The organism is Kitasatospora sp. CB01950 (assembly GCF_001905465.1).
Taxonomy (GTDB): Bacteria; Actinomycetota; Actinomycetes; order Streptomycetales; family Streptomycetaceae; genus Kitasatospora.
This window is the reverse complement of the sequence record NZ_LISX01000001.1, coordinates 832,487-845,873: the sequence shown is the minus strand read 5'-3', so window position 1 is coordinate 845,873 and position 13,387 is coordinate 832,487. Positions and strand designations below refer to the sequence as shown.

At 74.5% G+C, this 13,387-nt stretch carries 11 protein-coding genes; 5 read left to right on the top strand and 6 right to left on the bottom strand.

Annotated elements, in window-relative coordinates:
• Positions 1 to 26 precede the first annotated feature (26 nt).
• The 4 genes from AMK19_RS03975 to AMK19_RS03960 all read right to left on the bottom strand — a co-directional run bounded on the left by AMK19_RS03975 (position 27) and on the right by AMK19_RS03960 (position 5,375).
• On the bottom strand, positions 27 to 1,133 hold the full coding sequence (locus AMK19_RS03975; RefSeq protein WP_073808037.1) for a VWA domain-containing protein: 1,107 nt from the start codon (positions 1,131 to 1,133) through the stop codon (positions 27 to 29).
• A 184-nt stretch (positions 1,134 to 1,317) separates the two neighbouring features.
• A complete protein-coding gene (locus AMK19_RS03970) occupies positions 1,318 to 3,738 on the bottom strand; it encodes a DUF5682 family protein (protein WP_073808036.1) in 2,421 nt (806 codons plus the stop codon).
• A complete protein-coding gene (locus tag AMK19_RS03965) occupies positions 3,735 to 4,832 on the bottom strand; it encodes an ATP-binding protein (RefSeq protein WP_073808034.1) in 1,098 nt (365 codons plus the stop codon). Before AMK19_RS03965 ends, AMK19_RS03970 begins: the two co-directional genes overlap by 4 nt.
• Before the next feature lie 111 nt (positions 4,833 to 4,943).
• Positions 4,944 to 5,375: a hypothetical protein gene (locus AMK19_RS03960; protein ID WP_073808032.1), complete on the bottom strand. Its 432-nt coding sequence runs from the start codon at positions 5,373 to 5,375 to the stop codon at positions 4,944 to 4,946.
• A 91-nt stretch (positions 5,376 to 5,466) separates the two neighbouring features.
• Here AMK19_RS03960 and AMK19_RS03955 point away from each other — a divergent pair, with 91 nt between their 5' ends.
• The 4 genes from AMK19_RS03955 (at position 5,467) to AMK19_RS03945 (ending at position 9,204) form a co-directional block, all read left to right on the top strand.
• A complete protein-coding gene (locus AMK19_RS03955; protein ID WP_073808030.1) occupies positions 5,467 to 5,823 on the top strand; it encodes a MerR family transcriptional regulator in 357 nt (118 codons plus the stop codon).
• A gap of 142 nt (positions 5,824 to 5,965) precedes the next feature.
• Positions 5,966 to 7,279 carry an SWIM zinc finger family protein gene (locus tag AMK19_RS03950; protein WP_073808370.1) on the top strand — a complete coding sequence of 438 codons (1,314 nt, stop codon included), beginning with the start codon at positions 5,966 to 5,968 and terminating at the stop codon, positions 7,277 to 7,279.
• A gap of 228 nt (positions 7,280 to 7,507) precedes the next feature.
• Positions 7,508 to 7,645 carry a hypothetical protein gene (locus tag AMK19_RS35835; protein ID WP_158071864.1) on the top strand — a complete coding sequence of 46 codons (138 nt, stop codon included), beginning with the start codon at positions 7,508 to 7,510 and terminating at the stop codon, positions 7,643 to 7,645.
• Positions 7,642 to 9,204: a DUF5691 domain-containing protein gene (locus AMK19_RS03945; RefSeq protein WP_073808028.1), complete on the top strand. Its 1,563-nt coding sequence runs from the start codon at positions 7,642 to 7,644 to the stop codon at positions 9,202 to 9,204. Before AMK19_RS35835 ends, AMK19_RS03945 begins: the two co-directional genes overlap by 4 nt.
• 54 nt (positions 9,205 to 9,258) lie before the next feature.
• On the opposite strand, the gene AMK19_RS03940 is transcribed toward AMK19_RS03945, so the two are convergent.
• Positions 9,259 to 9,666: a cobalamin B12-binding domain-containing protein gene (locus AMK19_RS03940; RefSeq protein ID WP_073808369.1), complete on the bottom strand. Its 408-nt coding sequence runs from the start codon at positions 9,664 to 9,666 to the stop codon at positions 9,259 to 9,261.
• Between the two features lie 282 nt (positions 9,667 to 9,948).
• Here AMK19_RS03940 and AMK19_RS03935 point away from each other — a divergent pair, with 282 nt between their 5' ends.
• Entirely contained in the window at positions 9,949 to 10,665 is a 717-nt protein-coding gene (locus AMK19_RS03935) for a M23 family metallopeptidase (RefSeq protein WP_158071863.1), read from the top strand.
• A gap of 43 nt (positions 10,666 to 10,708) precedes the next feature.
• Here the strand turns inward: AMK19_RS03935 and pcrA are convergent, their stop codons facing one another.
• Complete coding sequence (gene pcrA, locus AMK19_RS03930; protein ID WP_143200026.1) at positions 10,709 to 13,339, bottom strand: DNA helicase PcrA; 2,631 nt, start codon at positions 13,337 to 13,339, stop codon at positions 10,709 to 10,711.
• Between the last annotated feature and the right edge of the window lie 48 nt (positions 13,340 to 13,387).

The following is a 13,387-nucleotide window of genomic DNA, read 5'->3' as shown; positions in this document are numbered from 1 at the left end:
GGGTGGCGGCGGCCGCCATTGACCCGTCACTGGCGGTCCGGCACCGGCAGCGGACGCTTCTCGATCGCGGCCGCCATGATGTCCGGGAACGCGTCCGGGGTGCAGGCGAACGCCGGAGCCCCCAGCGCCGCCAGCGCCTGCGCATGCGCGTGGTCGTAGGCCGGCGCGCCCTCGTCCGACAGCGCCAGCAGCGCGATGAACTGCACCCCCGACGCCTTCATCGACGCCACCCGCTTCAGCATCTCGTCCCGGATGCCGCCCTCGTACAGGTCGCTGATCAGCACCACGATGGTCTCCGACGGCCGGGTGATCTTCGACTGGCAGTACGCCAGCGCCCGGTTGATGTCGGTGCCGCCGCCCAGCTGCGTCGCGAACAGCACGTCCACCGGGTCGCTCAACTGTTCGGTCAGGTCCACCACCGAGGTGTCGAACACCACCAGCCGGGTGTCCAGGCTGTGCATCGACGCCAGCACCGCGCCGAACACCGCCGAGTGCACCACCGAGGGCGCCATCGACCCGGACTGGTCGATGCAGAGGATCACGTCCTTCTTCACCGCCCGCTGCGCCCGGGCGTAGCCGACCAGCCGCTCCGGCACCACCGTCCGGTACTCCGGCAGGTACTTCGACAGGTTGGCCCGGATCGTGCGGTCCCAGTCGATGTCCCGGTGCTTGGGCCGGTTCACCTTCGCGCTGCGGTCCAACGCCCCGCCCAGTGTGGACCGGGTCCTGTCGGCCAGCCGGCGCTCCAGCTCCGCGACCACCTTGCCGACCACCGCCCGCGCCGTCTCCCGGGTGGTCTCCGGCAGCGCGTGCTTCAACGACAGCAGGGTTCCCACCAGGTGGACGTCCGGCTCGACCGCCGCCAGCATCTCCGGCTCCAGCAGCAGCCGGTCCAGCCCCAGCCGCGAGATCGCGTCCTGCTGCATCAGCTGCACCACGCTGGTCGGGAAGTACTCCCGGATGTCGCCCAGCCACCGGGCCACCTGCGGAGCCGACCCCCCGAGCCCCGCCGACCGCTTCCCGTCCTCCCGGTAGAGCGCCCCCAACGCCCCGTCCATCCCCGCGTCCCGCCGCGACAGCCGCACCCCGGTCCCGTCCCCCTCGGCCCCGAGCACCAGCCGCCACCGCCGCATCCGCTCATCATCCTGACGGACAGTCACTTGAATCACTCCTTAACCCCCGTGCCCCGTCGGGGGCGCGGGGAACTGCGCGAAGCGGAACGAAGAAAGGGAGAGATCGGGGCAACGCGGCAGGTGCGTCCCGAGGACCGCCCACGCGATCGGGACAGCACCGATCCTGCCGCCCGGCTACGGCACGTCAGCCCGCACGGCGGTCCGACTGACGCGGAATGACCGGCCGCCGCACACCGAGGAGCAGCGCCAGCACCGGCGTCGTCGCGTCCGCCCGCTCGGCGTCCAACTCGGCGTCAGGGCCCTTCTCCAGCACGGACGTGTTCAGCGGACCCGCCGCCACCCGGGAGCCGATGGTGTGGCGGACGCCCGTCTCCAGCGAGGAGAAGGTGCGGCGCAGGATCGGCAGCAGGTCGGTGAAGGTCTCGGCGGGGACGCCGCACAGCCAGGTGTCGAGCAGGCCGAGCAGCGCCGGGTCGTGCAGCAGCATCGCGCCGCCGCCGGAGACCAGGCCCTCGACCCAGCCGGCGGCGTCCAGCGGCCCGGAGGCGATCGAGAGGACCAGGCCGAGCCGCCGGCCGGCCTCCGCGGTGTCGATCCGGCCGTCGTCGAGCAGCAGTCGGACGGCCCGGCCGCGGAGCAGACCGGGGACGCCGGTGGCCGGACCGCCGTGCGGTTCGCGGGCGGCGAGCGCGGCCAGGGTGCCGGCCCACCGTTCGCCGATGGCGGTGTCGGCGAGCAGCGCGATCGCCTGGTGGACGGCGTCGATCTCGGTGCGGCGGGCACTCGCCCCGTCCGCGTCCAGCCCCGTGCAGGCCGCCGGCAGCGCGACGCAGAGCCGCTCGGCGAGGCCGACCGCGACGGCCGTGAGAGCGCTGGTGTCGGTGGCCCGGACGTCGCCGTAGCGCAGGGTGCGGACCAGCGCGGGCAGCGCGGTGGCGAGGTGCCCGGCGTCGGTGTCGAGCGCGGCCCGGTCGGCGAGCCGCCGCATCACCTCGGGCAGCGCGTCGGGCAGCGCCGCCAGCAGGCAGTGCTCCGCGAGTTCGGTGAGCGCGGTGAGTTCGGCCGTCGCCGCGTCGGAGACCGCCTTCCCGGTCGCCGCGCCCAGCACGGTGGTGCCCCACTGTCCGGCCTCGACCAGGCGGACGGAGTACTCGGGCTCCCACTCCAGCCGCCAGGTCTCCCGGAAGGTGCCGGTGGACTGCACGCTGTCGCGGACCGGCCGCCCCCAGTGCAGGCCGAGCAGCCGCAGCCGGTGGAGCAGGCGGGAGCGTTCGGCGTCGAGGTCCTTGCGCAGGTCGAGGACGAGTTCCCGGCTCGTCGCCTCGGGCTTGAGCCGCAGCGCCCGCTGAAGGCGCGTCAGGTCGCGCTGCAACGGCACCGCGGGCGCGCCGTCGGGGACTTCGCCGAGCGCGTCGCCGACCACCAGCCGCTCGTGGACCAGCGCGAGCGCGATGTCCGAGCCGTCGCACATGACGGCGCGCACCGCGTCCAGGGTCTCGGTGAGGCCGGGCAGCGGGCGGCCGCGCATGACGGCGAGGGCGTCGGCGAGCCGGATCGCTTCGATGACGTGCGCGGAGGAGACCGGGTGGTCCTCGGCGCGCAGCAGTTCGGCGACCTTGGTCATCCAGCGGGCGATCGGCTGCTCGGGCGTGGTGTACAGGTGGTGGTACCAGCCCGGCGAGTCGATGCCGGCGCCGTAGCCGGTGTGCTGGGACAGCCGGCGGTGGGTCCACGGCACCCAGGTGAGTTCGGTCCTGAGCTTCTTGGGGAGTTCGGCGAGCAGCGCCCGGTCGTGGGCGACGGTCGGCATCACGGCCAGCGCGGGGACGTGCCAGGCGCCGCAGACCACGGCGATGGTGCGGTGTCCGGCGCGGCGGGCGGCGCGGATCTGCTGCCGCATGGCGGCCTCACGGATCTCGTCGCGCCGCTCGACCGGGTGGTGCTCGCGCAGTACGGCCATCGCCTCGGCGAGGGCGGCGAACGGGGCGAGCGGGTCGTCGCCGGGGGCGCGGTGCTCGATCACGTCCTCCCACCACGCCTCCGGGTCGGGATGCCCGGCGGCGGCGGCGAGTTCGGCGATCGGGTCGACCGGGGCGGGGGCGGGCCCGGAAGTGCCCCCCGGCACTCCCGACCCCTCCTCCTGCTCTTCTGACGCTCCGTCGGCCCCGAACGTCGCACCCGAATCCGAACCAGTTTCCGAACCCGGGTCCGACTCCGCGTCCGACTCCGCGTCCGACTCCGCGTCCGGATCGGCGTCCGACTCCGCCCCGCGCCGCCCGAGCGCGAGGCTCTGCCCCGCCGGCAGGTCGATGAAGCGGACCGGCACCCCGGCTGCCGCGGCGTGCCGCAGCGCCACCCACTCGGGCGAGAACTCGGCGAACGGCCAGAACGCGGCCCGCGCCGGGTCGTCGCTGACGTGGGCGAGCAGGGCGACCGGCGGGACCATGTCCTTCTCGGCGGCCAGCGCGGTCAGTTCGTCGGCCTCCGGCGGGCCCTCGACCAGCACGACGTCGGGTTGCAGGGCGGCCAGCGCGGCGGCGACCGCGCGGGCCGAGCCGGGGCCGTGGTGGCGCACCCCGAGCAGCGTCACCTGGGCGGCAGTCACGCGGAGACCTCCCGGGCGGCCCGGTAGAAGTCCTTCCAGCCGTCGCGGTCGCGGACCACGCCCTCCACGTACTCGCGCCACACCTGCCGGTCGGCGACCGGGTCGCGGACGACCGCGCCGACGATGCCGTCCGCGACGTCGCCGGCCCGCAGCACGCCGTCGCCGAAGTGGGTGGCGAGGGCGAGGCCGTTGGTGACGACCGAGATCGCCTCGGCGGTGGACAGCGTGCCGCTGGGCGTCTTGACCTTGGTCCGGCCGTCGGCGGTCAGACCGGCCCGCAGCTCGCGGAAGACGGTGACCACGCGACGGATCTCCTCGGCGCCGCCCGGCAGTTCGGGCAGGTCGAGGGAGCGGCCGAGCTGGCCGACCCGGCGGGTGACGATCTCGACCTCCTCTTCGAGGGTGGCGGGCAGCGGCAGCACCACGGTGTTGAAGCGGCGGCGCAGCGCGGAGGAGAGTTCGTTGACGCCGCGGTCGCGGTCGTTGGCGGTGGCGATCACGTTGAAGCCGCGCACCGCCTGGACCTCGCTGCCGAGTTCGGGCACCGGCAGGGTCTTCTCGGACAGGATGGTGATCAGGCTGTCCTGCACGTCGGCGGGGATGCGGGTGAGCTCCTCGACGCGGGCGATCTGCCCGTCCCGCATGGCGCGCATCAGCGGGGACGGCACCAGGGCGTCCTCGCTGGGCCCGTGGGCGAGCAGTTGGGCGTAGTTCCAGCCGTAGCGGACGGCCTCCTCGGGCGTACCGGCGGTGCCCTGGACGAGCAGCGTCGAGTCGCCGGAGATGGCGGCGGCGAGGTGTTCGGACACCCAGGTCTTGGCGGTGCCGGGCACGCCGAGCAGCAGCAGCGCCCGGTCGGTGGCGAGCGTCGTGACGGCGACCTCGATCACCCGGCGCGGGCCGATGTACTTGGGCGTGATGACGGTGCCGTCGGCGAGTTCGCCGCCCAGCAGATAGGTGGCGACCGCCCACGGCGAGAGCCGCCAGCGCTCCGGCCGGACCCGGTCGTCGTGCCGGGCGAGGGCGGCCAGCTCCTCGGCGAACGCGTCCTCGGCGTGCTGCCGCAGGACCTCGCTGGTCGTCTCGGTGGTCATCGACTGCTCCGATCTCACGGGACGTCAGAACACTGCGCGGAAAAGGGCGCGAAGAGCGAAAGACACGACGCTGACCTGGGAAGACCTACTCCCGTTCGGGCCGTGTGACACCTACTCTGCACCCCGCCACCGACAATTCCGCCGGCCCTCGACCGCCGTCCGGCCGACGCGCCACGGCCACAGTTGGGCCGCGCCGAAGGCCACCTCGACGGCCAGGAAGCCCCACAGCAGTCCGGTCGCGCCGTGCGCCAGCGCCCAGGCCTGCCAGCAGGCGAACAGCGCCCTGGCCGCGCCGTCGTACAGGCCGTGCACGGGCAGCGGGCGGAGCAGCCGCAGCAGCGCCCACACCACCACCAGCGAGCCCATCAGGTTGGCGAACAGTGTCAACGTCGGTTCCGGCGGCGGGAGTTCGCCCACGCCGAGGGCCCGTCCGGCGGCGGACAGCGCGCGGTGCGCGAGGGCGAACGTCCAGGGGGTGGCGAACGGGGCGGTGACCAGCAGGTCGTACCAGGCGCTGGCGCGGATCGTGCGGAGGGACGTCATCGGGCGGGCTCCTTCGGCCTCGGCGGCGGGACCGGTCCAGGCTCGACCCTGGAGTACTGTCCAAGGTCAAGTCGCGGACGGAGGCAGGGACATGAGGATCGGGGAGCTCGCCGGGCTGACCGGGCTGAGTCGCGACACCGTCCGGTTCTACGAGCGCACGGGCCTGCTGACGGCCCGCCGGCTGTCGAACGGCTACCGCGACTTCCCGCCGGAGGCGGTGCCCTGGCTGCGGTACGTCCGCACCGCGCAGGCGCTCGGCTTCTCGCTCGCGGAGATCGCCCGCACCGGCGCGGAGCTGGACGGCGCCCCGGACGCCGCCGAGCAGCTGTCCGCGCTGCTGCGGGAGAAGATCGCCCTGATCGACGCCCGCACCGCCGAACTCGCCGAGCTCCGCGCCGACCTGGTCGAACGGGTCGGCTCCGGCTGCCCGCTGGCCCCGGCTCCCTGACCCCTCGGACCTGGGACTCGCTCCACCGGGGCCTTGAGGCGCGCCGGCCGACGTCGGGTCCGAACCTCCTCCGCCGGCGCCTGCCGCAGGCCGCCGGCTGACCCCGGCTCAACTGTCAGTGGTGCCGCCTAATGTGGTGGTCATGGAGGAACGCTGGAGCACCGAACACGTCCTTTCCCTGGCCCCCGACCCGGCGTCCCAGAAAGCCGCGGGCAAGCTGTCCGGGCCCGCCCCGTGGAGCTCCGCCGGCACCGGTCGGGGCGCGCTGTGGGGCCTGTGCAAGGGCAGCGGCAGCACGCCGTACCGGACGGCGGTGGAGCTCGGCACCCCCGCCTACAAGTGCAGTTGTCCGAGCCGCAAGTTCCCGTGCAAGCACGCCGTGGGCCTGTTGCTGCTGTGGGCGTCCGGTCCGGAGGCGGTCGCCCCGGCCGCCGAGCCGCCGGACTGGGTCTCGGAGTGGCTGAACGGCCGCAGCCAGGCCGCCGCCGACAAGGCCGTGAAGCAGCAGGCGAAGGCCGCCGACGCGGATCCGGAGGCGTCCCGGAAGCGGGCCGCGAAGCGTTCCGCGCGGGTCGCCGCCGGTGCGCTGGACCTGCGGCTGCGGCTGGCCGACGGCGTCCGCCGGGGCCTTGCCGACCCGCTGCCGGCAGGCGCGTGGGACGAGGTGGCGGCCCGCATGGTCGACGCCCAGGCCCCGGGCCTGGCCGCCCGCGTCCGGGCGCTGGCCGACACCCCGCAGGACGCGCTGTTGGAGGAGTTCGCGATGCTGCACCTGCTGGCCGGCGCGTACGGCCGGATCGACACGCTGCCGGAGGAGCTCGCCGCGACGGTCCGCACCCGGGTCGGTTTCACCACCGACGCGGCCGAACTGCTCGCCGGGCCGACCGTCCGGGACCGCTGGCAGGTCCTGGGCAGCCGGGACACCGCCGACGAGCGGCTGACCACCCGCCGGGTGTGGCTGCGCGGCGCGAAGACCGGCCGTGACGCGCTGCTGCTGGCGTTCGGCCGTCCCGGCCAGGCCCCGGACCTCGCGCTGCCGACCGGCCGTCTGCTGGAGGCCGACCTGGCCTTCCACCCGGGCGCCCGCCCGCTGCGTGCCGTCCTCGGCACCCGCTACGGCAGCCCGGAGCCGGCCCCGGTGGCGGTGCCCGCCGGCCTGTCGCCCGCCGAGGCGCTGGCCGGGTACGGCACCGCCGTCGCCGAGGACCCGTGGCTGGACAGCTGGCCGGCCGTCCTCGCCGACGTCGTCCCCGTCCTCACGCCGGACGGCTGGCAGCTCACCGACGGCCGCGGCACCCTGCCGGTGCGCCGCGGGGCGCTGGCCGACGCCGCGCTGTGGCGGCTGGCCTCGGTCTCCGCCGGGCATCCCGTCACGCTGTTCGGCGAGTGCGGCCACGCCGGTTTCACGCCGGTCACCGCCTGGGACGCCGAGCACCGCCCCGTCGGCCTCGGCTGACCCGGAACCCTCACCCCGCGCAACACCCTCACCCCGCGCACCGCCCTGACGCCACGTCACGGCTCCGGCCTGCCCGGAAACGCCCGAAAGCGCCACGGAAACGCCCGAGAAGCGCCGACCGCGCCCCGCACGTGCGCGGAGACCCGCACCAAGAGCCCCACCACACCCGACCGACCGGCCCGGGCGCTCCCCGGCGCATCCCGACGGCCCGTCAACCGGAGGAACCACATGTCCTGCATCCGCACCCGCCAGCGCGCCGCCGTCCGACGCATCTGCCTGCACCACGCCGCCCGCCGCGCCGCCACCGCCAGCGGTTGGGGCCGCCGCCACCGCACCACCGCCCGTCCGATCGGAGGCCGCGCATGACCCCCGTCACCGGCGACCAGTGGGCCGACCTGCAGGGCGCGGCCCTGCTCGGCACCGACCGCCGCCCGCTGCCCGAGCCCGGTTCGCCGCTCGCCGCGTCCGTGGACCGCACCGAGCCGGCCACCGCGCTGCTCGACCTGGCCGCCCTCGCGGCGGTCCGCCGCCGGGCGGGCGCGCTGCCCGCGCCCGCCGTGGACACCCCCGCGCCCGCCCCGGACGACACCCGCCCGGCGCTGCCCGAACTCGCCGCCCGCCGGCTCGCCGTACTGCTCGGCACCCGCGGCGGCCACGGCTCCACCGCCAACCTGGCCGAACTGCTCCCGCAGTGGCTGGCGGTGGCCCGCGCGCACGGCTACCGGCTGCCGCCGGCGCTCGTCCCGGCGCTGCTGGACGCCGCCCGGGCCCGCTCCGAACTGCGCGCCGACGCCGTCGCGCTGGCCGGCCCGCTCGGCCGCTGGCTGGCCCCGCAGAACCCCGACTGGCGGTACGTCACCCGGACCGCCACCGACCCGGACGGCCTCGACCGCCCCGGTGAACTCCTCTGGCAGGAGGGCCTGTTCGCGGAGCGCGTCACCCACCTGACCGGGTTGCGCCGGACCGACCCGGCGGCCGGCCTGGCGCTGCTCGCCTCCACCTGGGCGACCGAGCGGGCCGAGGACCGGGTGCTGTTCCTGGACGCGCTGCAGGACGGACTCTCCGGCGCCGACGAGGAGTTCCTGGAGGCCGCGCTCGGCGACCGCTCCAAGAACGTCCGCGCGACCGCCGCCGAACTGCTGTCCACGCTGCCGGGTTCGGCGCTCGCCGCCCGGATGGCCGACCGCGCCCGCGCGGTCGTCCGCCACGACGGCGGCCGGCTGCACATCACCCCGCCGACCGCCTGCGACGCCGCGATGCAGCGCGACGGCATACCCGTCAAGTCGCCCACCGGGCGCGGCGAACGGGCCTGGTGGTTCGGCGAGGTCGCGGCCGCCGCACCGCTCACGGTGTGGACCGCCGACACCGGCCTGACGCCCGAGCAGCTGCTCGCCGTGCCCACCGTGGACGCGGACGGGGACGGCGGCGGCGCGGAGTGGGCCGAGGACCTGCGCGAGGCGTGGGCCCGCGCCGCCGTCCGCCAGCAGAACGCCGACTGGGCGCGGGCGCTGCTCGGCGCCCCGCCCCGCCCGGGCCGCGAGAGCCGCACCCCGGGCGCGCCCGCGAAGCTGCTGGCCGTCCTGTCGCCCGCCGAACGCGCCTCCTGGACGGCCGCGTTCGTGCAGACCCACGGCCTCGGTGACGCCTTCCAGCTGCTCGGCGCGTGCGCGACGCCGTGGACGCCGCCGCTGTCCACGGCGGTGGTCGCCGCGCTCAAGCGGGCCGCGGAGCTCGGCTCGTACCCGTGGTCCCACAGCGGTGTCCTCGGCATGACCGAGCGGGCCCTCGCCCCGGAGACCGCCCCGGCGGTCGAGGCGCTGGCCGCCGACACGTCGCCGGACACCGCCTGGGCCGACACCTTCACCCGGCTCGCCGGCACCCTGCGCTTCCGGCAGGCGATGCTCGGCGAACTCACCGCCGGGTAGCGGACACACGGCGGCCCCGGGCGAGTTGTCGCCCGGGGCCGCCGCGGCACGGGTTCAGCCGGCCGCGCGCAGGTTCGCCTCGACCCAGCTCACCACGGCCTGGGTGGAGGTGCCGGGGGTGAAGATGTCGGCGACGCCGAGCGCCTTCAGCTCGGTGATGTCGGCGTCCGGGATGATCCCGCCGCAGAACACCTTGATGTCGGCCGCGTCGCGCTCCTTGAGCAGCTCGATGACCTTGGCGCAGAGCGTCATGTGCGCGCCGGACAGGATGGACAGGCCGATGCCGTCCGCGTCCTCCTGGATCGCCGTGTCGACGATCTGCTCGGGGGTCTGGTGGAGGCCGGTGTAGATGACCTCCATGCCGGCGTCGCGCAGCGCCCGCGCGATGACCTTGGCGCCCCGGTCGTGCCCGTCGAGACCGGGCTTGGCGACCACCACTCGAATCGGCCCTGACACAACCATCACTGCCTCCTGGACCACGTCGTCCACCACCCGGCCGACCTCGTCGCGGGGGCGTGTTAACCACTTTTAACAGATCTGAGGGGAGGGTAGCGGCCCGGCGGGGCCGCCGTCCTTTCCCGCCGGTCAAGAGGAGGGGAAAATCACAGCCCACCCGCCCTGTCGGCCCCGACCGGCGGGCGCGCCACGCCCGCTGAAATGCGCTCTTTGTCCGCTCTGTCACGACACCGCTACAGTCTCGACGGTTCTTCCCGTACGTCCCCGAGCCGCCGCGAGGTGACAGCCGTGGTCCCCAGCAGCCGTGCCGCTGCCCGTGCCCATCGCCGGGCGCGGGCCCGCCGTGCCACCAGGACGGCGGTGCTCGCGGTCGCCCTGCCCTCGGTGGCGGCGCTGGGCGTGTTCGCGGCCGCCGCGGTCGCCGTGCAGCCCGCGCACCGCCCGGCCGGCGCGACCCACCGCCCCGCCGAACCGGACCGGCAGACCGTCGCCCGCCCCACCCCGGAGCACGCCGACCGGGCGGACCGCCCGACCTCGAACGAGATCGCCGAACTGGCCGCCCGCCAGGCCGAGGAACGCGAACAGGCCGAGCAGGAAGCCGAGTTGGCGCGACACTTCGCGCTGCCGGTGGCGCTGCGCGGCCTGAGCGCGGTGTTCGGCGAGCCCGGCACGCACTGGGCTGCCCGGCACACCGGCATCGACTTCCCGGTGCCCACCGGCACGCCGGTGCTGGCGGTCACCGACGGCACGGTCAGCACCCACTGGCACCCGGCGTACGGCCGGATGGCGACCGTCACCGCCCCCGACGGCACCCGCACCCTGTACGGGCACCTGCGCTCGTTCCGGATCACCCGCGGCCAGGTCCGGGCCGGCGAGGTGATCGGCTGGTCCGGCAGCACCGGCAACAGCACCGGGCCGCACCTCCACTTCGAGGTACGGCCCGACGGCGAGACGCCCGTGGATCCGGTGCCGTGGCTGCTCGCCCACCACCTGGACCCGCGCTGAGCCCATAGGGTCTGTCCGGCCGATCTTGCCGGACAGACCCTGGCTAGAGCTTCTCCACCGGCGCGTAGCGCAGCAGCAGTTCCTTGCGCCCGGCGGTGCCGAAGTCGACGGTGGCCCGGGCCTTGTCGCCGATGCCCTGGGTGGCGACCACGGTGCCCAGCCCGAAGCTGTCGTGGCTGACCCGGTCGCCGACGGTGAGCGCCACCACGTCCCGGTCCACCACGGTGCGCGCCGACTTGCCCCAGCCGGCCTTCGGCGAGGCGCCCGCCGAGAAGCCGCCGCGGGACGAACCGGACGAGCCCGAGGAGCCCGAGGACGAGGAGAACCGGGAGGCGGGCACGGCCGCCGCGCCGGTGCGCTTCCACTCGATCAGGTTGTCCGGGATCTCCTCCAGGAACCGGGACGCCGGGTTGTACGACGGCTGCCCCCAGGCGCTGCGCAGCACCGACCTGGTCAGGTAGAGCCGCTGCCGGGCCCGGGTGAGGCCGACGTAGGCGAGCCGCCGCTCCTCCTCCAGCTCCTTGACCTGGTTCAGCGCCCGCATGTGCGGGAAGATCCCGTCCTCCATGCCGGTGAGGAACACCACCGGGAACTCCAGGCCCTTGGCGGTGTGCAGGGTCATCATCGTGATGACGCCCGCGCCGTCCTCGTCGTCGGGGATCTGGTCGGAGTCCGCGACCAGCGCGACCCGCTCCAGGAAGTCGGCGAGCGAGCCGACCGGCGGGCCCTCGTCGCCCTCCGGCCGCTCCCCCGGGTCCTTCTCGTACTCGAGGGCGACCGAGGCGAGCTCCTGGAGGTTCTCCACCCGGGTCTCGTCCTGCGGGTCGGTGGAGGACTGGAGTTCGGCCAGGTACCCGGTCTCCTCCAGCACGGCCTCCAGCACGGCGGCCGGGCCGGCCCCGGACTCGACGACCTGTCGCAGCCCGGACATCAGCTCGTTGAACTTCTTCACGGCGTTGGCGGAGCGCGCCGCCATGCCGTACGCCTCGTCGACCCGGCGCAGCGCGGCGGCGAAGGAGATCCGCTCGCGGGAGGAGAGCGCGTCGATCATCGCCTCGGCGCGTTCGCCGATGCCGCGCTTGGGCACGTTGAGGATCCGGCGCAGCGGCACAGTGTCCTCCGGGTTGGACAGCACCCGCAGGTACGCGAGGACGTCCTTGACCTCCTTGCGCTCGTAGAAGCGCACGCCGCCGACCACCTTGTACGGCAGGCCGACCCGGATGAACACCTCCTCGAACACCCGGGACTGCGCGTTGGTGCGGTAGAAGATCGCCACGTCGCCGGGGCGGGCGTGGCCGGCGTCGGTGAGCCGGTCGATCTCGTCGGCGATGAACTGGGCCTCGCCGTGCTCGTCGTCGGCGACGTAGCCGACCACCTGCTCGCCCTGGTCGCCGGCCGTCCACAGGTTCTTCTTGCGGCGGTTGGTGTTGCGTTCGATGACCGAGTTCGCGGCGGTCAGGATGGTCTGCGTGGAGCGGTAGTTCTGCTCCAGCAGGATCGTCGTCGCGTTCGGGTAGTCCTCCTCGAACTGGAGGATGTTGCGGATCGTCGCGCCGCGGAAGGCGTAGATCGACTGGTCGGCGTCGCCGACCACACACAGTTCGGCGGGCGCGATCTGCGCGAGGCGGGCCTCGGCCGGGTCGACGAAGTCGCCGTCCACGGTCTTGCGCGGGGCGTGCGCGGCGGAGCCGCCGGACAGCTCCCGCACCAGGGTGTACTGGGCGTGGTTGGTGTCCTGGTACTCGTCGACCAGGATGTGCCGGAACCTGCGCCGGTAGTGCTCGGCGACGTCGGGGAACGCCTGCAGCAGGTTGACGGTGGCCATGATGATGTCGTCGAAGTCCAGCGCGTTGGCCTCGCGCAGGCGGCGCTGGTAGAGGAAGTACGCCTCGGCGAGCTTCTTCTCCATCGGGTTGGCCGCCTGGTCGGCGTACGTCTCCTCGTCGATCAGCTCGTTCTTGAGGTTGCTGACCTTCGCGGTGAACGACTTCGGCGGGAACTGCTTCGGGTCGAGGTCCAGGTCGCGGCAGACCAGGGCCATCAGGCGCTGCGAGTCCGCCGAGTCGTAGATGGAGAAGCTGGAGCTCATGTTCAGCAGCTTCGCCTCGCGGCGCAGGATGCGGACGCACGCGCTGTGGAACGTCGACACCCACATCGCCTTGGCGCGCGGGCCGACCAGCGCCTCGACGCGTTCGCGCATCTCGCCGGCGGCCTTGTTGGTGAAGGTGATCGCCAGGATCTCGCCGGGCTGCACGCCGCGCGCGGCCAGCAGGTACGCGATCCGGTGGGTCAGCACCCGGGTCTTGCCGGAGCCCGCGCCGGCCACGATCAGCAGCGGCGAGCCGTGGTGCAGCACGGCCTCGCGCTGCGGGTCGTTCATGCCCTCCAGCAGCTGGGCCGGGTCGACGACGGTGCGGGCCGCGCCGTTGCGGTGCCAGGCGTCGCGCGCGCTCTCGGCGGCGTGGTCGGTGGCGAACAGCCCGTCCGGGATGTTCTCCTCCGCGCCGTACCCGGGGTCGTACGGCGGCTCGTCGTACGGCTCGTCCGCGGGCGGCGCCTCCTCGTCCGACCACAGCGTCAGGGGCGGTTGCTGCGCCGCCTCGGGGCGGCGGCTCGACCCGACGGCAGGACGCTCGAAGCCGGGGAGCGGGAGGTCATCGAAGAGGCTAGTCATGGCCCTTCGAGTCTATGGCCCCCCGCCGACAACCCCGGCGGGGCCGAA

Excerpts from the sequence above, each read along its gene's own strand:
- AMK19_RS03945 (WP_073808028.1), top strand. The coding sequence starts at position 7,642 with ATGACCCCCGTCACCGGCGACCAGTGGGCCGACCTGCAGGGCGCGGCC.
- AMK19_RS03950 (WP_073808370.1), top strand. The coding sequence starts at position 5,966 with ATGGAGGAACGCTGGAGCACCGAACACGTCCTTTCCCTGGCCCCCGAC.
- AMK19_RS03965 (WP_073808034.1), bottom strand. The coding sequence starts at position 4,832 with ATGACCACCGAGACGACCAGCGAGGTCCTGCGGCAGCACGCCGAGGAC.
- AMK19_RS03960 (WP_073808032.1), bottom strand. The coding sequence starts at position 5,375 with ATGACGTCCCTCCGCACGATCCGCGCCAGCGCCTGGTACGACCTGCTG.
- AMK19_RS03940 (WP_073808369.1), bottom strand. The coding sequence starts at position 9,666 with ATGGTTGTGTCAGGGCCGATTCGAGTGGTGGTCGCCAAGCCCGGTCTC.
- AMK19_RS35835 (WP_158071864.1), top strand. The coding sequence starts at position 7,508 with ATGTCCTGCATCCGCACCCGCCAGCGCGCCGCCGTCCGACGCATCTGC.
- AMK19_RS03975 (WP_073808037.1), bottom strand. The coding sequence starts at position 1,133 with ATGCGGCGGTGGCGGCTGGTGCTCGGGGCCGAGGGGGACGGGACCGGG.
- AMK19_RS03955 (WP_073808030.1), top strand. The coding sequence starts at position 5,467 with ATGAGGATCGGGGAGCTCGCCGGGCTGACCGGGCTGAGTCGCGACACC.
- pcrA (WP_143200026.1), bottom strand. The coding sequence starts at position 13,339 with ATGACTAGCCTCTTCGATGACCTCCCGCTCCCCGGCTTCGAGCGTCCT.